This is a genomic window from Rhizobium sp. SSA_523, from assembly GCF_030435705.1.
Lineage (GTDB): Bacteria > Pseudomonadota > Alphaproteobacteria > Rhizobiales > Rhizobiaceae > Neorhizobium.
Map to the genome: position 1 here is coordinate 940,790 of NZ_CP129382.1, position 20,827 is coordinate 961,616.

Genomic DNA, 20,827 nt, shown 5'->3' on the forward strand with positions numbered 1-20,827 from the left:
AATCATAAATCCATATGAGCAAGTATAAATCGTTCTATTTCCCCTTTTTTCTCTAGCTTCATAATATATTCACACGGAGGGAATATAGACGGCGACGTATCAAGTCAGAGTTATATTCCTTTATTCGTTTAAATCAACATTATCTCTGTCCTGCGGCGGGCATAGCCCAGCCTGGGCGTGACCGGCGGGATCGGGCGGTCAACCGACGTCTTCAGCGTTTGTCTTGTTCAATGAGGTCGAATTGCGCGCACGGTCAATGGAGCGGGGGCAGGGGACACGCGGCTGGCTGGGCGCGGCATCGTCCCATTTGCTTTTCGTTTACAAGACATTAGCTTCGCATTTCCGCTATTACTTCCCGGCGACGATCATGGCCGCGCTTGTGCTGTTCCTGGGTGCCTATGCGCAGGAACAGAACGATCTCTTGCAGCGGGCAGCGCTTCGCCAGCAGGTTGCGGCAAAGGTGAGCCTGATACAGTCGCGTCTGGCGGCAAGTGTCGATGCCAATATCATGCTGCTTCAGGGGCTGGCCTCCACCCTTGCCCTCTATCCGGAGATTGAGGAGGACCAGTTCAAACGCCTGGCGCGGCGGATCATGGAAGTTCCGTCGCAAGTGCGTGACATCGCGTTCGCACCGGATGCCAGGATCCGTTACGCCTATCCGCCCTATTTGCAGAAGCAACTGGCCGGTCATGATTATGCGCGCGATCCGCTGCTGCAGCAACTGGTCAAGCGCGCCGTCACCGTCAATAATGAGGATGGTCGCGCCGCAACGCAGCCTTTCTCGAAGCAGGGCCAGACGCGCATTATGATCAGCTACCCCCTGGTGTCCGATGACGCCGACGGGGGGCGCGTATTGAAGGGTTTGCTGACCGGCTCGATCGATCTGAATGCCCTCATCTGTTCGGCAGGTCTTTGCGAGGAACAGGAAACCCTGCCGCTCATCGTCTCGCTTCGCTCTCAGACGAGCGGTCTCGACGACAGTCTCGCCATTTACGGCACGGCGGCGGCAACCCGTGACGCGCCGGTCAGCGCGACGATGCGGTTCCTCAACACCGTCTGGTTCCTGGAGGCTGTGCCGAAACAAGGCTGGGGGGATGCGACGAACCTGTCCGGCCTTCAGCTGAAAATCTGGAGCGTGGCCTTCGCCGTGATTGCGCAGCTGCTCTTCACCATGCGCCTGCTTGTGCAGCGCTCCAGCCATTTGACGGCCTTGCGCGAAAAGGAAAGCAGCCTGCTTGCCTTGACGCGCCGCCATGAAATCGCCCTGGAAGGATCTTCGGTTGGTCTGTGGGAAATGGACCTGTCCGCCAATGCCTTCTATGCCGATGAGCGGATGGCGAGGCTTTATGGCTGCAGCGGTTCGAGCGAATGCCGCCTGATCGACGATTTCGAAGCCTGCATCCTGCCGGAGGATCTGCCGGAGATCCACCGAACCTACGATGCGGCAGCGTCCTCACGGAACAATTTCGAGGTCCGGTTCCGCATTCGCCGCCGCAATGATGGACGGTTGCGGCACATTCGTTCGCTCGGGCGGTTCTACGGCGATGGCCCGCGCCGCAAGCTGGTCGGGCTGCAACAGGACATTACCGCCGATATGGAGATGCGCGCCATGCTTGAAGAGGCGCGCGCCCGCACCGAGGCCAATAATCGCGATCTTGCGAAGGCTCATGCAGAGTCCGAGCATGTTTCCCTGCATGATGCGCTGAGCGGCTTGGCCAACCGGCGCTATTTCGATCGGGTTCTGTCCGAGCTGGACAGCGAGGCACAGGCGAACACGCCCTTCCTGCTCCTTCATATCGATCTCGACCGCTTCAAGCAGGTCAACGACACGCTGGGCCATGCGGCCGGCGACGCCGTGCTCCGGGAAACCGCCAAACGCATCATGGATGTGCGGCGCGAACGGGATTTCGTCGCCCGCATCGGCGGCGATGAGTTCGTGGTGATCTGCCGCGGCGCCGAGCCATCCTTTACCGGGGAGAGCCTGGCAAAGCGGCTGATCGACGCGCTCAGCCTTCCCATCGTCTATCAGGGTCACGAATGCCGGATCGGGGCAAGCATCGGGATTGCGCGGCGCGATCGCGCCGGACCAGGCGCTGAAGAGGTGCTGGCCAATGCCGACCGGGCGCTTTACGCCGCAAAGCGCGGCGGACGCAACCGCTTTGAAATCTTCAATCCGGCAAGACATGGGACCGAGCCCGACCCGCCGCAGCAACAGCAGCCAGCGGCGACATTTGAAGACGCCCTATGATCCACAGCGCTTCCTATTCGGTCGCGCGCCTCACCGCAAAGGACATAAACCCATGCGCCTTCGTATGACATGTATGTGCGCCGCCACTCTCATGCTCGGTCTCGGCCTCTCCGCCGCGCAGGCCAAGGATCTCAAGCAGATGAGCTGGAGCGAGGTTGTGGCAGCCGCCCAGGCCGAAAAAGAAGTGGTGTGGCGCCACTGGTACAAGCAACAGCGATTTCGGGACGAAGTGAAACGCTTCCAGGAGACCTATGGCATCAAGGTCACGATTCCCGATGCCACGATGGAGGCGAGCCGCGACCAGTTGCTCGCCGACCAGGACAAGGCCGAAGGCGATATCGATCTTCTGTCATCCGGCGGCAGCACGCTGCAGGCTCAGAACCTCCGCGCGCTGCTGACCGGGCCCCTGCGGCCGATGCTGCCGGAAGGCGACAAGCTGATCTATACGGTCGACGGATTTGATAATGGCGGCTACATGCCGGCATTCTGGGGGAATCAGACCTGCATCGCCTATGATCCGAAACGGATTTCGGACGATCATGTGCCGCGGACACTCGCGCAATTTTCCGACTTCCTGCGCGACAACCCCGGAATGTTCGGCTTCAATCTCGCCCGCGGCGGCTCGGGACCGAGTTTCTATACCGCTGTCATACGGGCCATGACACCCGATTTCGACTTTACTAATGCGTCGACCGAGCCGCAGCGCATGGCGCGCCTGAAGCCCGCTCTCGACTGGTTCGTGGCGCGCAAGGACAGCTTCGTCCTCACCGGCTCCAATGATGATAGCTTTGCGCGCCTGCGCAGCGGCGAGCTGGCCATTGCGCCGGTCTGGGAGGATGCGCTGATCACAATCAAGCGCGAAGGCCGCATCGCGGCGGATTTTCGCTGCTACGTGCCGGATTTCGGCATGGTCGGCGGCGGCAATGTTCTGTCTATCCCCGCCAATGCGAAGCACAAGGCGGCGGCACTGCTGCTTGTCCACTGGTTGACCAGTCGTGAGATCCAGGGCGATCTGGCGAGAATATTCGGCAGTATTCCGCAGCGCTCCGATGCGGCCTTCGCAGCCGGCATGCTGGATGATGCCGCGCGGCGGCGCAGCATCCCATGGTCCAACTTCACGCTTCAGCAAGCCATGGAAAAGGCGCTGGCTGCGGCGCTCACGAACTAGAACAGGTCCAGCAAAAAAAGTGTCAGCGGTATCCTGAATGTCAGCGGACGCTGGCGGACGAATGGCGCGACCCTTATGCCTGCAGGCGAGAGCCGTTTTTCGCCGTGGAATAGCGGCTGGAGAGGATCACACCGGCGAACCATCAGGCTTTGCTTTCGAAACGTTCAGAAATGCGTTAGAACGCAGACATGCTTGGAATAGTATTGGCAACCGCGTGACGACATCATCAGGCCTGTTTGTAACTTTCGAGGGCGGGGAGGGTGCCGGCAAGTCCACCCAGATCCGCCGGCTTGCGGACGCGCTGAAACGACGCGGCTATGAGGTCCTGGTGACGCGCGAACCGGGAGGCTCGCCGGGTGCGGAGGCTGTCCGGCATGTCCTTCTCTCCGGCGCCGCGCAGGAATTTGGCGTCCGCATGGAGGCCCTGCTGTTCGCCGCTGCCCGCAATGACCATGTCGAGGCCGTCATCCGTCCAGCGCTGGCCGCCGGCAAGGTGGTCCTGTGCGACCGCTTCATGGATTCCTCGCGCGTCTACCAGGGCATTACGGGCAATCTCGAATCGGGCTTCGTCGATGCCTTGGAACGCGTCGCCATCGACGGGCTGCGGCCCGACCTCACGCTGATCCTCGATCTGCCGGCAGAGACAGGGCTGGCGCGGGCGCGGCGGCGCAGCGACGAGGCGGGCGAGGGGGGCGCTCCCGACCGCTTCGAACGGGAGGAGCTGGAGGTGCATGAAATGCGCCGGCAGGCCTTTCTCGATATTGCCGCCGCCGACGGGGCTCGCTGCCGGGTGATCGATGCCGATCGGCCGCTGGAGGTCATTTCCGCCGATATCCTGGCGGCGGCCGAGGCAGTCCTGCCGGAACGGCACGAAGAGCCGGGCGAAGCGAACCAAGCCGATTGGGCGGCATCGGCGGAATGAGCGATCAGAGCCCCGGCACACTGGACGGCGCCATTGCGCCGCAAAGCAACCCGCACCTGTTCGGCCATCGCGAGGCCGAGGACTTTCTGGCCGGCTTCTATCGGTCCGGCCGCAGCCACCACGCCATCCTGATCGAGGGACCGGAGGGCATCGGCAAGGCGACGCTCGCCTTCCGCTTCGCCAATCACGTGCTGAGCCATCCCGATCCGGCCGGGGCGCCGGAGCATCTCGAAGATCCCGATCCCGCATCGCCGGCCAGCCGCCAGATCGCCTCCGGCGCATCGCATAACCTGCTGCATCTGACGCGGCCGGTCGACGAGAAGACCGGACGGCAGAAGACGGCGATCACCGTGGATGAGGTGCGCCGGGCAGGGCATTTCTTCTCCCAGACATCCGGCACCGGCAATTGGCGGATCGTCATCATCGATCCGGCCGACGACCTGAACCGGAATGCCGCCAATGCTATCCTGAAGATCCTAGAGGAGCCGCCCAAGCGTTCGCTCTTCCTGGTGCTCAGCCATGCGCCGGGCAAGCTCCTGCCGACGATCCGCTCGCGCTGCCTTCCCCTGAAGCTCGATCCGCTGTCACGGGAGGACCTGGCGCATGCGCTTTCGGCGCTCGGCCTGTCCTCGGATGGCGGCCGCACCTTCGAGGAGGCGCTGGGCTCTGCCGGTGGCAGCGTTGCGCAGGCGCTGAAGCTCTTGAATTATGGCGGTACCGAAATTGTCGCGGCCTTCGAAGAGGTGCTCGCCGGCGACGGTCCCAGCGCGCGCCGCGCCATGCACAGGCTGGCCGATGTGCTGGCCGGCAAGGACAATGACCTGATCTTCTCCTTCTTCCTCGATCATCTGCGCGATCACCTGATTGCGCGGGCAAGGACTGCCGCCATGGCCGGCGACCTGCCGCTTGCCGACCGGGTCTCGCGGCTCACCTCGGAAGTCACCGAGCGGATCAGCATTGCACAGGGCTATAATCTCGACCGCAAGCAGACAATCCTGTCGCTCCTCGAGGATGTGACTCGCTGAACCCTGTGCGTTTGCCGCGGGTGAGGGCGCTCCTGCCCCGGCGACGCAGATAAGCAGACTTGGATTGGCCTGCCAACGCTTCGTCCGTTTGGTTTATTGTTTTGACGCAGGTTCCGGTCGGAAAACCGTGGGACACTTTTCCGGAACCTGCTTAGCCACACGGAAACTTGCTGTTTCGCATCGCCAAAACTTGGTTTAAGACGCGGGCCAGAGCAATCGAACACGAACGGTAATGCTGGCCGAAATGTCCACAAAGACCCCCTACTACATCACGACCGCCATCTCCTATCCGAACGGCAAGCCACATATCGGCCATGCCTATGAACTGATCGCCACCGACGCCATGGCGCGGTTCCAGCGGCTTGACGGCAAGGATGTGTTCTTCCTCACCGGCACGGACGAACACGGGCAGAAGATGCAGCAGACGGCCCGCAACGAGGGCATCGCGCCGGAGGTTCTGGCGGAGCGCAATTCCAACGAATTCCGCGCCATGGGCAAGCTCCTGAACGCGTCGAACGACGATTTCATCCGCACGACGGAAGAGCGGCATCACCAGACGGTGCAGGCAGTGTGGAACCGCATGGCCGAACGCGGCGACATCTACAAGGACCGCTATTCCGGCTGGTATTCGGTCCGCGACGAAGCCTATTATCAAGAAGACGAAACGGAATTGCGCGCCGACGGCCTGCGCTATGGGCCGCAGGGCACGCCCGTCGAATGGGTCGAGGAGGAAAGCTACTTCTTCAGGCTCTCTGCTTATGAAGACAAATTGCTGAAGCTCTACGAGGATCAGCCCGATTTCATCGGCCCCAATGAGCGGCGCAATGAGGTGATCTCCTTCGTCAAGTCCGGCCTCAAGGATCTCTCGGTCTCCCGCACGACCTTCGACTGGGGCATCAAGGTGCCGAACGATCCGAAGCATGTCATGTATGTCTGGGTCGATGCGCTGACCAATTACATCACCGCCACCGGCTATGTGGAGGACAGGAACGGTCCGCGCGCCAAATACTGGCCGGCGGATGCGCATATTATCGGCAAGGATATCATCCGCTTCCACGCCGTCTACTGGCCGGCATTCCTGATGTCGGCGGACCTGCCGCTGCCGCGCCGCGTCTATGCCCACGGCTTTCTCCTCAACAAGGGGGAGAAGATGTCGAAATCGCTGGGCAATGTCGTCGATCCGGTCAATCTCGTGACGCATTTCGGGCTGGACCAGGTCCGTTACTTCTTCCTGCGCGAAGTGTCCTTCGGTCAGGATGGCAGCTATTCCGAAGAGGGGATCGCAACCCGCATCAATGCCGATCTCGCCAACGGCATCGGCAATCTCGCCTCGCGCTCGCTGTCGATGATTGCCAAGAATTGCGAGGGCAGGGTGCCGCAGCCGGGCGAGCTGACGGAGGCGGACAGGGCGATCCTCGCCACGGCGGATGAAGCGATTGCCGTCTGCCGCGAGGAAATGGGGCGCCAGCAGGTGCACAAGGCGGTGGCCGCGGTGATCAATATCGTCAACGAGGCAGACCGCTATTTTGCCGCGCAGGAACCTTGGGTGCTGCGCAAGACGGATGTGGCGCGCATGGGCACCGTGCTGTGGGTGACGGCGGAAGTGGTGCGGCAGATCGCCATCCTGTTTCAGCCGATCATGCCGGATTCCTCCGCCCGCATCCTCGATCTGGTGGCCGTCGATCCGCAACAGCGGACCTTTGCGAGCCTGGGTGAGGCGGGTCGCCTGACGCCGGGCACGGAACTGCCCGCGCCATCCCCGGTTTTTCCGCGCTATGTGGCGCCGGATCCGGACAAAGCCTGAGGACAGACATGCTGATCGATACGCATTGCCACCTGGACTTCGCCGATTTCGATGAGGAGCGGGACGAATTGGTGTTGCGCGCCCATCAGGCCGGTGTCGCGCAGATGGTGACGATCTCGACGCGGGTAAAAAAACTGCCGGCCCTTCTGGCGCTGACCGAGCGCTATCCCTCGGTTTTCTGCTCGGTGGGAACGCATCCCAACAATGCGGCGGACGAACTCGACGTGACAGCGGATGATCTTGTGCGCCTGGCCGAGAGCCACGACAGGATCGTCGCGATCGGCGAGGCGGGTCTCGATTATTTCTACGATACCCAGAGGCCGGAGGATCAGCAGGTCGGCTTCCGGCGTCACATCGAGGCTGCCCGCCGAACCCGTCTGCCGCTCGTCATTCACAGCCGCAGTGCCGACGAGGACATGATCCGCATCCTGACGGAGGAAAGCGGGAAGGGCACCTTCCCCTTCATCCTGCATTGCTTTTCCGCCGGACAGCAGCTGGCCGATGCCGGGGTTGCGCTCGGCGGCTATATCTCGTTTTCCGGCATTCTCACCTTTCCCAAATCCGAGGATATCCGTGCCATTGCCAGGACGGTTCCTCTCGACCGGCTACTGGTGGAGACGGATGCGCCCTATCTTGCGCCCAAGCGCTGGCGCGGCAAGCGCAACGAGCCGTCCTATGTCGTCAACACGGCCGAAGTGCTTGCCGAAACCCACGGCCTGTCCTTCGAGGACATGGCACGCATCACGACGGACAATGCCTTCCGCTGCTTTTCGAAAATGATCAGGATCTAGGCCTGTGCCCAGAGCAAGACGGCGCTTCACAATACTCGGTTGTTCTTCCTCTCCCGGCGTTCCGCGCCTGGACGGCGATTGGGGTGCCTGCGATCCGTCTAATCCCCGCAACCGGCGACTGCGGGCAGCGCTTCTGGTGGAGCAGATCGCAGCCGACGGCGCCAAGACCACCGTCGTGATTGATACCGGACCGGATTTCCGCGAGCAGATGATCGCCGCCGGCGTGACGCGCATCGACAGCATTCTTTTCACCCATGCCCATGCCGACCACCTGCACGGGATCGATGATGTGCGCGGCTATTTCCACGCGCAGCGGATGCGCATTCCCATCTATGCCGATCTCTTCACCATGAACCGGATCCGCCAGGGCTTCGGCTACTGCCTGGAAACGCCGCCGGGCGGCAATTACCCGCCGATCGTCGAGCCCAGGCTGATCAAGGATCTCTCGGTGCCGATCCGGGTCGAGGGTCCGGGTGGCGTCATCGAATTCCAGGCCCATCAACAGCAGCACGGGGATATCGGATCGCTGGGCTTCCGCATCGGCGATGTGGCCTATTGCACGGATGTCAGCGATTTTCCCGCGCAAGCCATCGAGGCGCTGCGCGGCCTCGATGTCTTGATCATCGATGCCTTGCAGTATAGGCCGCATCCGAGCCATCTGTCGCTCGAGCAGGCTTTGGTGTGGATCGACCGTCTGTCGCCGAAACGGGCCATCCTGACACATATGCATATTCCGCTGGATTACCAGGCGGTGATGGACGAGACGCCGGAGCATGTCCAGCCGGCCTATGACGGGCTGACGATCGAGGTGGATGTGTGACACCTCGGACCGCGGCCACTTGCGCCAGAGCGGCAGGCCGCTACGCAGGATCAGCTAAATTGAACTTCAGAGGCCAAGCGAGCAGCTGGCCACAAGGCGCTGTAGTTCCTCAATACAGGCACTAGTTCCATAATCTACCTTATGTGACTTTAGGATTGGCCCGACCGATCGCTCTTGTGAGATACGCGAGCCGATCCCTCGCCCCGTCTCGACGCCCGCCGCTGACCGGGCGCTGCGCCATAAACCCGTCGGTCAATGCCTGGCAAGCTTTCGGCAGACCGCCGAGGCACTGCAGCCTCAGATCCCCGGCGCGGCTGGTGCGACATAATGGAAATAGGCCCAGGCGGCAGCCAGCCCGACAAGGATAATGAGAATGGCCAGCGGCTTGCCCATCCACGGCGGTCTCTGTCCGGGTGGCCGCGTTTGTTTCGGTGGTGGAGCGGGCTTGCGCTTCTCGAATTTGATGACGTTGTTCATAGACATTCCATGGCAGATTCGGCCTGATACTGCCTACAGCATAATGACCTCGACCGGAATCGCCTCGTCGTCAGATTTCCGCAGCGTGCCTCCCGGACATTAGGTCAGAGCCATAGGCGGCCCGTGTCCGATGCATTGGATCTTCCGCCCTGCAGCCTGTGGCGGGACAGAGTTTCTCACGGCCCGCATCCCCGGCAGCGCAACCCTGATCAAAGGCCAGAAGGTGTTGGAATTGCGGCAAAATTTCGTCTGTAACCGGTCTGTTGCCTCACGCAGATGTCACCGTAGAACCACAAAATCTAGGTTTTTCAGTGGACTTTTGAACGTTTCGACTATATGTAGCTGGGTGTGGCGCAGATGTCGCCGGTTCGGCGGGCCTCTTGCGCTTGTCATTATTCAGCTGCGGTTTTTCAAGGGCTTCCCGCCCTCGCGGCTCCATCAGCTAGACACTTGCGGCGCCAGCGCCGCGCGATGAAAATCAGATCGTGTTCTCCCGGGTGCCGATGGCATGCGGTGACGAACCTTTCGCTAGAAAAGGAGCGTTCTCTGGCTGACGAGCCGGAGGCTTGATCATATATGGCTATGACAACTGAAACAGACGCTGCGGCTTTGCCCGCAACGCCCAAGATCAGTCTGAAATCCGTTTTCAAAGTATTTGGCGAGCGGCCGGACAAGGCTCTCGAACTTTATCGATCCGGCAAGTCGAAGGCCGAGGTCCATACCGAAACCGGCAATTCCATTGGTGTCGTCGACGCCACGTTCGACATCTATCCCGGCGAGATCTTCGTGATCATGGGCCTGTCCGGCTCCGGGAAATCCACCTTGCTGCGCCTCCTCAACCGCCTCATCGAGCCCACTGCCGGCACCATTGCCGTGGATGGAGAGGATATCACCCGAATGTCGCGGGCCGAGCTGATCGCGCTGCGTCGGCGCGATATCAGCATGGTCTTCCAGTCATTCGCCCTGCTTCCCAATCGCACTGTTTTAAACAATGCCGCTTTCGGGCTTGAAGTCGCCGGCATGGGCGAGGAAGAGCGGCATAAGCGCGCCCTCGCCGCCCTCGAAGCTGTGGGCCTTGCCGGCTATGCCGAAAGCCGCCCGGACGAGTTGTCCGGCGGCATGAAGCAGCGCGTCGGCCTGGCGCGTGCCCTGGCGAGCGAACCGACAGTGCTCCTGATGGACGAAGCCTTTTCTGCTCTGGATCCGCTGATCCGCACGGAAATGCAGGATGAGCTTGTGCGGCTCCAATCCGAACACAGCCGCACCGTCGTCTTCGTCAGCCATGACCTGGACGAGGCGATGCGGATCGGCGACAGGATCTGCATCATGCAGGACGGCGCCGTCATCCAGGTGGGCACGCCGGACGAGATCGTCATGAATCCGGCCAATGATTATGTCCGCTCCTTCTTCCGCAATGTCGATGTCAGCCAGGTCTTCAAGGCCGGCGATGTCGCGCGCCAGACGCAGGTGACGATCATTGAGCGCCAAGGGGTTTCGGCTGCCGCGGCGCTGGAGCGGATGAAAAGCTATGATCGCGATTATGCGATCATTCTCGGGCGCGACCGCAGCTATCACGGCATTGTCAGCCGGACCTCGCTGATCGAGAAGCTGCGCGACAAGGATCCCGATCCCTATCGCAGTGCCTTCCTCTCCGACGTAGAGGCCATCTCGTCCGATGAGCCGCTAGCCAATGTGCTGGGACGGGTCGCGTCCAGCCCCTGGCCGGTGCCCGTCATCGATGGCAAACGCCGCTATGTCGGCTCCATCAGCAAATCCGCCCTGCTTGAAACGCTCGATCGCGCCAGCTGATCGCGACACGGAGAGGTGAAGCCTTGAATTTCGAAATCGGAAGCGGTGTCGATGCCGCCGTCAATTACATTCTCGACAATTTTTCCCCTGCCCTCGATACGATCGCATCGGCGATCGGCTTTGTCACCGGCGGGATTCTCAACCTGCTGACATCGATCCCCATGCCATTGGGGATCGCCATCTTCGTCGGCCTGTCCTTGTGGCGCGTCAGCTTCGGCTTTGCCGTCTTCACCGCCGCCTCGCTCTGGCTCGTCCAGCATATGGGCCTGTGGACGGCGACCATGGAGACGCTTTCGCTGGTCATCGCCTCCACGCTGCTTGCCATGCTGATCGGGCTTCCCCTGGGCATTGCCATGGCGCGCCGGGATAGTATCGCCAGCGGGGTCCGCCCGGTCCTCGACCTCATGCAGACCATGCCGGCCTTCGTCTACCTCATTCCGGCGGCCATGTTCTTCGGTCTCGGGGCTGTGCCGGGCACGATCGCCACCGTGATCTTCGCCATGCCGCCGGTCGTGCGGCTGACCAATCTCGGCATCCGCCAGGTGCATGGCGAATTCATCGAGGCCGGACAGGCCTTTGGCTGCACCTCCTCGCAGCTCCTGTTCAAGGTCCAACTGCCGAATGCCCTGCCCTCGATCATGGCCGGCATCAACCAGACCATCATGCTGTCGCTGTCCATGGTGGTGATTGCCTCCATGATCGGCGCCGGAGGCATCGGCAATATCGTCCTGACCGGCATCCAGAGGCTGGATGTCGGCACGGGTTTCGAGGGCGGCCTGGCCGTCGTCATCCTGGCGGTCATTCTCGACCGCATCACACAGAGCTTGGGCAGGGAGCGTGTCGGTCTTCGACGCCTCCTGGCCTTCAGACCAGCGGAGAGCAAGGTGGGCGAAACGCGCACCGTCACCTCCAGCTGAACGAGGGCGGGGTGAACCCCGCCGAATGCGAACCTTTCCCAAAGAAGGAGCAACCATGTTCAATAGACTTGCATCACTCGGCGCAACGATCGGCCTTGCAGCTGCACTTGTCGGCGGCACCGCCACCGCAACCTTCGCTCAGGATGCAAAGCCCGTGAAGATCGGCTGGGCCGCCTGGTCCGATGCGGAATTCGTCACCAAGCTGGCGGCAAAGATCATCAAGGATGACCTCGGTCAGGAGGTCGAACTGGTGCAGACCGATGTGGCGCCGCTCTACCAGGGCGTTGCGCGCGGTGACATCGACTTCATGATGATGGCCTGGCTGCCGCAGACCCATGCGGATTATTTCAAGCGCGTCGGCGACAAGGTCGAAACGCTCGGCACGGTCTATGACGGCGCCAAGCTGGGCTGGGTGGTTCCCGCCTATGTTCCGGAGAGCGAGATCGCCTCGATCGCCGATCTTGAAAAGCCTGAGGTCAAGGAAAAGCTGAAAAGCACGATTGCCGGAATCGATCCTGGCGCGGGTCTGACCCGCCTCTCGCAGGAAGCGCTCGAGACCTATGCGCTGAAGGACTACAAGCTGCAGATCTCCAGCGAAGCCGGGATGCTGACAACCGTCGACCGCGCCTACCGGTCCGAGGACTGGTTCGTGGCCACCGCCTGGAGCCCGCACTGGATGTTCGGCAAGTACAAGCTGCGTTACATCGATGACCCGAAAAAGGCGCTGGGCGATGCCGAGCATGTCGATATCCTTGCCCGCACCGGCTTCAAGGATGCCAATCCGGAGGTCGCAGCCTTTCTGTCGCGGATGAAGCTGCCGATCTCGGATCTGGAGCAGGGCATGTTCAATGCCCAGGAGACCTCCTATGACGAGGCCGTTGCCAAATACATCGAGGATCACCCGGACCAGATCAAGACGTGGGTCGGCGAATAAGACGTCTCGCGGCAACCCCGTGGTCTGAGCAAGGGCCGGTCGCTGCTGCGGCCGGCCCTTGGCTGCCGGCCGCATCGCCCGGTCGCGCTCGACGACCGGCGCGCCGAGTGGTTTCTTTCAAAGATTTGCATCCGTCCGCAGCATCCGGAAAGTGCGACTGTCGGGATCCCGAGGACCACGAGCAACCATATCATTTTAGTCGAATTTCCGAATTTGACATCTGCTCTGAGAGCGTGCCGCAGGCGGGAATCAAGTGTGAAATTCGGTCCACTCGGACGACAACCGGCGATGGAGGAACTCGCATGGGATATGACGAACTTGCAGGGCCTTGCGACACGCAGGATACGCTCGGCGGTCGGCTTGCGCTTGCCCGCGAAGCGCTGGGCATGTCGATCAGCGAGCTTGCCGCACAGCTCGCCATTCCGGCGCCCAGCCTGCAATACTGGGAAGGCGACAGGGCCGCGCCGAGCCTTCACCATCTCATGCGGATCGCCGCCCTCGTCGATGTCAGCCTGTCCTGGCTTGCAACCGGCCAGGGCCATGGGCCGAACTGGGATGACCTGACGGACCTCCCCTCGCCGTCTCCCGGCCGCCCGACGCCAATGGCCCAACCGCGCCTCTCCGGCTCCACATCGTCGCCCATCCGGCGCGGATCCTCCGGCTATGGCGCCGCATGAGTTGGAAAAATCGTCGTGTTGATGTCGGCGATCGATCCCCGCGCCCGGCCTGCTGGCCGGGCTTTTTTGTGCCGTCTTGAGGCAGACCGCTGCATTGATCTGACACATAATCGGCAGCAGGCGGTTGACCTTCTGGCTTGCGAGTCCATTTCTACCCTGGCTTCGCCTTCGAGGTGACCCATTTCGGATGAAAGGATGTTTGCTGTGCCAAAATGGTTCAGCTTGGATCTCACGGCATGCTTCTCTGTGGAGGACATGACGAACGGCATGATCAGCCAGACGCAAGCAAAGCGTCCTAGGACTAAACATGCAAGCCGAGATGGTTTCGGTGGTTGGGGGCATGACATGAACGACATGGAAAACAGCATGATGGATAACCAGGACGTAGCTCTGGCTCTGTTTCTCGAACATAACGACGCCGATCAGCTGACCGATATCCTGGTGGCTGCCCTGGACGATGCCCTGCGACTCCTGCAGGAAGATGTCGCTCGCGATACCCTGCACTGACTTTCAAACCTCACGCAAATCCGGCTGACAGCGATCTTCGCCGATGCCGCAAGTTCGGGGCAGGCCGTAACGGCATGCCCCGGCCCTGAGAACCAGATAAGAGCCGGCCAGGGTCAAAGCTCAATCAGGTTTCGGGCAGGTTTCGGGCAGGTTTCGGGCAGGTTTCGGGCGTGGCGCGAGCGGATTTTCTTTGCGAATAGGAGAAGAGGCTGCCGTGGAGCCGAACTCCACAAAGCCTTTTCGACGCCTTCGCTGGGTTTTGACCCTAGGTCTCACCCTCTCGTGCCGGCAGGCTGATCGCAACCTTCAGGCCCCGCCCACTCTCTCCCGAGGCGAGTGTCAGGCTTCCGCCGTGCAGAGCCGCAATCTCTTCGACAATGGGAAGGCCGAGCCCGCTGCCGCGATTGTCGCTGGCGTCGCCGCGCTCGAACCGCCGCAGGACGGCAGCGCGCTTGTCTTCGGCAATGCCCGGCCCGTCATCCTCCACCTCGATCATCAACCTCTCCGCAGCCGGAAAGACGCGCACCGTGACTTCGGCGCCGCGCCCGGCATAGAGAATCGCGTTCGATATGAGGTTCTTCAGCATTTCCGTCAGCAGCAGCGGCTCGCCGCGCAGGCCTGCCGTCGCCACGCCGTCATAGCCCAGATCGATGCCGGCCTCTGCGGCAGACGGAACATGATCGGCGGTGATCTCCTGCGCCAGCCGCGCGAGGTCAACCGGGGTTCCATGCGAGGTCTGCCGCGAGGCGGCATCGAGGCGCGACATCATCAATAGCTGGGCAAGCACGCGTTCGGCATGGGCGATGGCCGCATCGGCTCTTTCGATGGCCACCGCAATCTCCGCCGTATCGCCGGCCCGCGCCGCCAAAGCCAGTTGCGTCCGCACCACGGCCAGGGGCGTCCTCAGCTGGTGGCTGGCATTGCCGGTGAAGTGACGCAATGCGTCCAGCGAGGATTGCAGCCGCATCATGAAGGAGTTGACCGTATCCACCAGTCCCTCGACCTCGCTCGGCACCGTCTCGCCGATCGGATGGAGATCCTCGGGATTGCGCCGGGCAATGGCCGCGCTCAGCCGGTAGAGCGGGCGCAGGGAAAGCGTGACGGCGATCCATACGATCACGGCCGCCCCAAGGATCATCAGACCGAGACGGGCAGCCGAGTGGAACAGGATGGATTCGGCCAGCTGCTGCCGTGCAATCGTCGTTTCAGCCACCGTGACGGTAAAGGGAACGGATGAGACGCCGGTGGAGGCCGAGCGCGCCAGTGTGGCAATGCGGATGGGCTCTCCCCTGAAGCTTGCATCGCCGAAGGCCGTCGACTGGCCCTCCAGGCGCGACAGGGTCGGCAGACCCTGATAGCCGGTGATGAAGGAGCCCGGCGGCCCGTCGACGCGATAAAAGACACGATCCTGCGCGGCGGATGTCAGCATCTCCAGCGCCACATAGGGAATGTCGACTTCCAGCGAGCCATCCTCCGCGACGACGACGCGTTCGGCGATCGCCAGTGCCGATCCGGCAAGTACGCGATCGGAGACATCGTCGGCCGTCTGCTGCGCCTCCCGCCAGGTATCGGTCAGCGCGGCGACACCGAGCGCTGCGGTTGCCGCCAGAAGCCAGGCCAGAAGGCGTCCCCGCAGGGAGCGGGTGATCCTCGTCATCCCTGGTCCGCCAGGATATCGAGATAATAGCCGATCCCCCGCGCAGTCTTGATCGTCAAGCCATGGGCCTGCAGGCGTTTGCGCAGCCGGCTGACATATTGCTCGATGGCATTGGCGGATAGTTCGTCGTCGAAGCCGGTCAGCGAATTGACGATTGTCTCCTTGGAGACGACCTTGCCGGCGCGCAGGAACAGAAGTTCGAGCAGGCCGAGTTCCCGCGCCGGGATATCCATGGTCCGGTTGGCGGCCGTGAAGGTGCGCGATGTCAGATCGAAGGTCAGGCCGCCGAAATCCACCCGCGACGAGCGAAGGCCGGCCTGCCGGCGCAGCAGAACCCGGATGCGCGCCTCCAGCTCCGTCACTTCGAAAGGCTTGGTCAGGTAGTCGTCTGCCCCGAGATCGAGCCCCCTCACCCGCTCTTCCGGCGCGCCGCGGGCGGTCAGAATCATCACCGCTGCAGGATTTTGCCGCGCCCGGATGGAGCGCAGCACATCCAGACCGTCCATGCCCGGCAGATTGAGGTCCAGAATGATGAGGTCGAAACTCTGCGCGGCGACCGCCGCTTCGGCCGAAACGCCGTCGCCCACCACATCCACGGCATAGCCGCTTCCGCGCAAAATGGTCGACAGACCGTCGGCGAGCGTGTCGTTGTCCTCAACCAGCAGAATGCGCAAGTCTTCATCTCCCTGTGCCTGCGGACGATAAAGGGGAATCGCCGGAGTGTCATCCGGCTTGATCGGCAAAGCCCGGCAGCCCGCATGCCTTGTTTCGGGATGAGCGGTCAGGCATCATGGGCCGCATGAGAATGGGAATGCTTACCGCCCTGCTGTTGTTCGTCTCGTCCTCCTGTGCCTGGGCGGATGTCACGACCTATGCAGCGCCCTCCGGCCGCGCCGATGCGCCGGAACTCGTCGTCTATTCGTCTCTCGACGAACCTTTGGCGCGCCCCATGATCAAGGCCTTCCAGCTTGCCAATCCGAATGTCGCCGTGCGTTACGAAGACATGCTGACGGGCGATATCTTCGACCGGATCGTCTCGGAGACCGACCAGGGACGGCAGACTGCGGATTTCGCCTTTTCCTCCGCCATGGATCTGCAGGTCAAGCTGGTCAATGACGGCTACGCGCAGGCCAGCCACCTGCCCATGAGCGCGCGCTGGCCGGCCTGGGCCAACTGGCGTGACACCGCCTATGCGCTGACTTTCGAGCCGGCCGTCTTCGTCTACCACAAACCGAGCTTCGCCTCCGATGTGCCGCCGGCCACGCGGGCCGAATTCGTGCAATACCTGGAGCGCAAGGGCGAGACCGTCTATGGCCGCATCGGCACCTATGATATCGAGCGATCGGGCGTGGGCTTCCTGTTCATGTCCAGAGATCAGGAGCAGTTCGATGATATCTGGTCCGTGGTCAAGGCAATGGGTGCCGCGGGCGTCAAGCTCTATTCCACCAGCCAGGCGATCCTGGAACGCGTCGCGGATGGCCGCTTCGTGCTCGGCTACAATATTCTCGGCTCCTATGCCGCCGACTGGGCATCCAGCCATCCGGATGTCGGGATCGTCCTGCCGAAGGACTACACGGTGGTGATGTCGCGGATCGGTCTTGTACCGGCCGCCGCCCGTTCGCCGGAGCTCGGCCGGCTCTTCCTCACCTTCTTCATGTCGCGCGAGGGACAGACGATCCTGATGCGCGAGCTGCAGATCCCGGCCGTCAGTCCCGAAGTGGTGGCCGGCAATACTGCGTCCGCCCTGCGCGAATTGCTGGGCGGCCAGCTCAAGCCGGTTCCCGTCAGTCCCGGACTGATGGTCTATCTCGACCAGGTGAAGCGGGCGCGCCTGATCAATCGCTGGAACGAGGTGCTTCGCCTGCAATAGGTGGCCAAAATCGGGCTGTAAAAGGCTTAATTTTGTCTGAACTGTGGGTTGGGCAGTGCAGTGTCAGGTAAATGACAGCATAATATGATGGGTTCCACTCATTCGGGCTTGTGGAGGCGTGCCCGAACAGCAAGGGGGGATTGACGTTGCGGCGACCGGATCAGGTTCGCCGAACAGCCGAACTCTTCCCTTCTGCGCGCAGAACAAGCGTCTTCGAATGACGCCACGGAGGATAGTCCCTTGAGAAAATTCATTTTTGCATCCGTCATCGCCGGCGCAATGGCGCTTCCCGCCTATGCTGCCGATTACACCATCATGGCACCGGCCGCACCCGGCGGCGGCTGGGACCAGACGGCCCGCTCGCTGCAGACCGCCATGCAGCAGGAAAAGATTTCCGGCAATGTGCAGGTCGTCAACGTACCGGGCGCCGGCGGCACCATCGGCATCGCCCAGTTCGCCAGCCAGCAGAAGGGCAACCCCAATGCCCTGATCGTCGGCGGCTATGTCATGGTCGGGGCGATCCTGACCAACAAGGCACCGGTCACGCTGAAGGATGTGACGCCGATCGCCCGCCTGACGGGTGAAGACGAAGCCATCGTCGTGCCGGCTGCGTCCCCGCTGAAATCCGTCGACGACCTCGTCGCGGCGCTGAAGAAGGATCCGGGCTCGGTCTCCTGGGGCGGCGGTTCGGCCGGCGGCGTCGATCACATCACGGCCGGCCTGGTGGCCAAGGCTGCCGGTGTCGACCCGACCAAGATCAACTACATCGCCTTTTCCGGCGGTGGCGAAGCTCTGGCGGCCATTCTCGGTTCGCAGGTAACGGTGGGTATTTCTGGTTACGGCGAATTCGAATCGCAGCTGAAATCCGGCACGTTGCGCCTTCTGGCGACATCGGGCGAGAAGCGTCTTGCGGGCGTCGATGCTCCGACGCTGAAGGAAGCCGGCCTTGACGTTGCCGTGCAGAACTGGCGCATGGTGGCTGCCGCTCCCGGCCTGACGCCGGAGCAGAAGGCTGCCGTGACTGCCGATGTCAAGAAGCTCGCCACCTCGGCGACCTGGCAGGAAACGCTGAAGACAAAGGGCTGGCAGGACACCTATCTTGACGGCGACGCCTTTGCCCAGCAGCTTGCCAAGGAAATCGCGGCGACCGAAGCCATCCTGAAGGATATCGGACTGGTCAAATGAACCATGAACCTGTGAAACAGGCTGTGAAGCGTCGCCCCGATTGGGCGGCGCTTGTCATTGCCGCCGTCCTTGTCGCGATCGCCGCCGTCATCTTCATGGATGCCGCGCGTCTGCGCGAGGTGACCGGCTATTCTCCCGTCGGCCCCGGCACCGTGCCCATGGTGATCGCCGTGATGCTGACGCTGCTCGCCATCTGGACCGTCTTTGCCGCCTTCCGCGGCGATTTTCCCGAGCGCGACCGGCAGGAATTGCCGCCGGTGGCCTGGGTGGTCGGCGGCCTCGTGGCGCAGATGCTTCTCCTCAACCATCTGGGCTTCTCGATCGCCACGGGTATCCTGTTTGCCGCGACGGCGGCCGGTTTCGGCAAGCGTCGGATCTGGATCTCGCTGCCGATCGGCATCGTTCTCTGTCTGATCGTCTGGCTGATCTTTGCAGGCCTCCTCCAGCTCTCCCTGCCCGCCGGGCCGCTTGAGCGCCTCTTCCAGTGAAGGACGAGTGATGAGTACGTTTGAATTCCTTCTCCAGGGCCTGCTGATCGCGGCCCAGCCGATGAACCTGCTCTATGCGCTGATCGGCGTCACCCTGGGCACCGCCGTCGGCGTGCTGCCCGGTATCGGCCCGGCCCTGACGGTTGCGCTGCTGCTGCCGGTGACCTATCGCCTTGACCCCGCCGGCTCGCTGATCATGTTTGCCGGCATCTATTACGGCGGCATGTATGGCGGTTCCACCACCTCCATCCTGTTGAACACGCCGGGGGAAAGCGCCTCCATCGTGACCGCGCTGGAGGGCAACAAGATGGCCCGCGCCGGGCGCGGCGGTCCGGCCCTGGCAACAGCCGCCATCGGCTCCTTCGTCGCCGGATTGATCGCCACGATCGGCCTTGCCTTCATCGCCCCGGTCATCGTCAAATTCGCCCTCCTGTTCGGACCGCGCGAATATTTCGCGCTGATGGTCCTCGCCTTCATCACCGTCTCCTCCGCCTTCGGCGATTCCACGCTGCGCGGCCTCACCTCGCTGTTCATCGGCCTGTCCTTCTCTCTGGTCGGGATCGACCAGCTGACCGGCCAGACCCGCCTCGCCTTCGGCGTGCCCGACCTTCTGGACGGCATCGAGGTCACCACCATGGCTGTCGCCATGTTCGCCATCGGCGAGACGCTGTTCATCGCGGCCCAGGGCGATCGCGGCCCTGACAAAGTGGAAGCGGTGAAGGGCTCTGTCTGGATGACGGCCACCGACTGGGCCCGCTCCTGGAAAGCCTGGCTGCGCGGCACGCTGATCGGCTTCCCGATCGGCGCCATGCCGGCCGGCGGCGCGGAGATCGGCACCTTCCTGTCCTATGCGACGGAAAAGCGGCTGACCAAGCATCCCGAAGAATTCGGCAATGGCGCCATCGAAGGGGTTGCCGGTCCGGAAGCGGCCAATAATGCCTCGGCGGCCGGTACCCTGGTGCCGCTCCTGACGCTCGGCCTGCCGACAACCGCGACCGCAGCCATCATGCTGGCGGGTTTCCAGCAATATGGCCTGCAGCCGGGTCCGCTGCTGTTCGCCACCAATCCGCAGCTGGTCTGGGGCCTGATCGCCTCGCTGCTGATTGCCAATTTCATGTTGCTGGTGCTCAACCTGCCGCTGATCGGCCTCTGGGTCCGCCTGCTGACCATCCCGAAGCCCTGGCTCTATGCCGGCATTCTTCTGTTCGCCACGCTGGGCACGATCGGCGCCAATCCCTCCGTCTTCGAGCTTGGCATGCTGCTCGGCTTCGGACTTCTCGGCTATGTCATGCGTGTCTTCGGCTATCCGATCGCGCCCGTGGTGGTCGGCCTGATCCTCGGCCCGCTTGCCGAACAGCAGCTGCGCCGTGCGCTGGCCATCAGCCAGGGGGATTTCACCGTTCTGTTCACGTCGCCGATCGCGGCGGTGCTCCTGGCCGTTGCCTTCCTGGCGCTTGTCGTTCCGCTGATCCTGCGGGCGCGTGGCCGCGGCGATGTCCTGTCGCAAATGGCATCGGACGAGGATTGA

General features: G+C 62.4%; 19 protein-coding genes. 16 read left to right on the plus strand and 3 right to left on the minus strand.

Annotated features, from left to right (window positions below):
* Positions 1-241 precede the first annotated feature (241 nt).
* The 7 genes from QTJ18_RS12950 to QTJ18_RS12980 all read left to right on the plus strand — a co-directional run bounded on the left by QTJ18_RS12950 (position 242) and on the right by QTJ18_RS12980 (position 8,778).
* The gene (locus QTJ18_RS12950; RefSeq protein WP_252754577.1) at positions 242-2,248 is read left to right on the plus strand and encodes a diguanylate cyclase domain-containing protein; all 2,007 of its coding nucleotides are present in this window, start codon (positions 242-244) and stop codon (positions 2,246-2,248) included.
* A gap of 52 nt (positions 2,249-2,300) precedes the next feature.
* Complete coding sequence (locus tag QTJ18_RS12955; RefSeq protein ID WP_252754576.1) at positions 2,301-3,416, plus strand: extracellular solute-binding protein; 1,116 nt, start codon at positions 2,301-2,303, stop codon at positions 3,414-3,416.
* Positions 3,417-3,630: 214 nt separating this feature from the next.
* Positions 3,631-4,338 (plus strand): dTMP kinase, encoded by a 708-nt coding sequence (tmk, locus tag QTJ18_RS12960; RefSeq protein WP_252754575.1) that lies wholly within the window; start codon positions 3,631-3,633, stop codon positions 4,336-4,338.
* Positions 4,335-5,363: a DNA polymerase III subunit delta' gene (locus QTJ18_RS12965; RefSeq protein WP_252754574.1), complete on the plus strand. Its 1,029-nt coding sequence runs from the start codon at positions 4,335-4,337 to the stop codon at positions 5,361-5,363. Before tmk ends, QTJ18_RS12965 begins: the two co-directional genes overlap by 4 nt.
* Before the next feature lie 244 nt (positions 5,364-5,607).
* On the plus strand, positions 5,608-7,167 hold the full coding sequence (metG, locus tag QTJ18_RS12970) for a methionine--tRNA ligase (protein WP_252754573.1): 1,560 nt from the start codon (positions 5,608-5,610) through the stop codon (positions 7,165-7,167).
* Between the two features lie 8 nt (positions 7,168-7,175).
* The gene (locus QTJ18_RS12975; protein WP_252754572.1) at positions 7,176-7,958 is read left to right on the plus strand and encodes a TatD family hydrolase; all 783 of its coding nucleotides are present in this window, start codon (positions 7,176-7,178) and stop codon (positions 7,956-7,958) included.
* Between the two features lie 4 nt (positions 7,959-7,962).
* Positions 7,963-8,778, plus strand: coding sequence for an MBL fold metallo-hydrolase (locus tag QTJ18_RS12980; RefSeq protein WP_252754571.1), 816 nt, complete (start codon positions 7,963-7,965; stop codon positions 8,776-8,778).
* A gap of 297 nt (positions 8,779-9,075) precedes the next feature.
* Here QTJ18_RS12980 and QTJ18_RS12985 read toward each other — a convergent pair whose 3' ends face one another.
* Complete coding sequence (locus QTJ18_RS12985; RefSeq protein WP_252754570.1) at positions 9,076-9,255, minus strand: hypothetical protein; 180 nt, start codon at positions 9,253-9,255, stop codon at positions 9,076-9,078.
* A gap of 576 nt (positions 9,256-9,831) precedes the next feature.
* Between QTJ18_RS12985 and proV the strand changes: the two genes are divergently transcribed.
* The 5 genes from proV (at position 9,832) to QTJ18_RS13010 (ending at position 14,099) form a co-directional block, all read left to right on the plus strand.
* Positions 9,832-11,064, plus strand: a complete 1,233-nt coding sequence (gene proV / locus QTJ18_RS12990; RefSeq protein ID WP_252754569.1) for a glycine betaine/L-proline ABC transporter ATP-binding protein ProV — start codon at positions 9,832-9,834, stop codon at positions 11,062-11,064.
* 23 nt (positions 11,065-11,087) lie between these two features.
* Entirely contained in the window at positions 11,088-11,981 is an 894-nt protein-coding gene (locus QTJ18_RS12995; protein WP_252754568.1) for an ABC transporter permease, read from the plus strand.
* Positions 11,982-12,036: 55 nt separating this feature from the next.
* A complete protein-coding gene (locus tag QTJ18_RS13000) occupies positions 12,037-12,915 on the plus strand; it encodes a glycine betaine ABC transporter substrate-binding protein (RefSeq protein WP_252754567.1) in 879 nt (292 codons plus the stop codon).
* A 302-nt stretch (positions 12,916-13,217) separates the two neighbouring features.
* Complete coding sequence (locus QTJ18_RS13005) at positions 13,218-13,592, plus strand: helix-turn-helix domain-containing protein (protein ID WP_252754566.1); 375 nt, start codon at positions 13,218-13,220, stop codon at positions 13,590-13,592.
* Between the two features lie 195 nt (positions 13,593-13,787).
* Positions 13,788-14,099, plus strand: coding sequence for a hypothetical protein (locus QTJ18_RS13010; RefSeq protein WP_252754715.1), 312 nt, complete (start codon positions 13,788-13,790; stop codon positions 14,097-14,099).
* 265 nt (positions 14,100-14,364) lie between these two features.
* Here QTJ18_RS13010 and QTJ18_RS13015 read toward each other — a convergent pair whose 3' ends face one another.
* Both QTJ18_RS13015 and QTJ18_RS13020 read right to left on the minus strand, forming a co-directional pair.
* Positions 14,365-15,756, minus strand: coding sequence for a sensor histidine kinase (locus QTJ18_RS13015; protein WP_252754565.1), 1,392 nt, complete (start codon positions 15,754-15,756; stop codon positions 14,365-14,367).
* Positions 15,753-16,430, minus strand: coding sequence for a response regulator transcription factor (locus QTJ18_RS13020; protein WP_252754564.1), 678 nt, complete (start codon positions 16,428-16,430; stop codon positions 15,753-15,755). The genes QTJ18_RS13015 and QTJ18_RS13020 overlap by 4 nt, the downstream gene beginning before the upstream one ends.
* Positions 16,431-16,567: 137 nt before the next feature.
* Here QTJ18_RS13020 and QTJ18_RS13025 point away from each other — a divergent pair, with 137 nt between their 5' ends.
* The 4 genes from QTJ18_RS13025 (at position 16,568) to QTJ18_RS13040 (ending at position 20,827) form a co-directional block, all read left to right on the plus strand.
* Complete coding sequence (locus QTJ18_RS13025) at positions 16,568-17,626, plus strand: ABC transporter substrate-binding protein (protein ID WP_252754563.1); 1,059 nt, start codon at positions 16,568-16,570, stop codon at positions 17,624-17,626.
* 279 nt (positions 17,627-17,905) lie between these two features.
* Positions 17,906-18,811 (plus strand): Bug family tripartite tricarboxylate transporter substrate binding protein, encoded by a 906-nt coding sequence (locus QTJ18_RS13030; RefSeq protein ID WP_489667257.1) that lies wholly within the window; start codon positions 17,906-17,908, stop codon positions 18,809-18,811.
* Positions 18,808-19,299, plus strand: a complete 492-nt coding sequence (locus QTJ18_RS13035; RefSeq protein WP_252754561.1) for a tripartite tricarboxylate transporter TctB family protein — start codon at positions 18,808-18,810, stop codon at positions 19,297-19,299. Before QTJ18_RS13030 ends, QTJ18_RS13035 begins: the two co-directional genes overlap by 4 nt.
* A gap of 10 nt (positions 19,300-19,309) precedes the next feature.
* The gene (locus tag QTJ18_RS13040; RefSeq protein ID WP_252754560.1) at positions 19,310-20,827 is read left to right on the plus strand and encodes a tripartite tricarboxylate transporter permease; all 1,518 of its coding nucleotides are present in this window, start codon (positions 19,310-19,312) and stop codon (positions 20,825-20,827) included.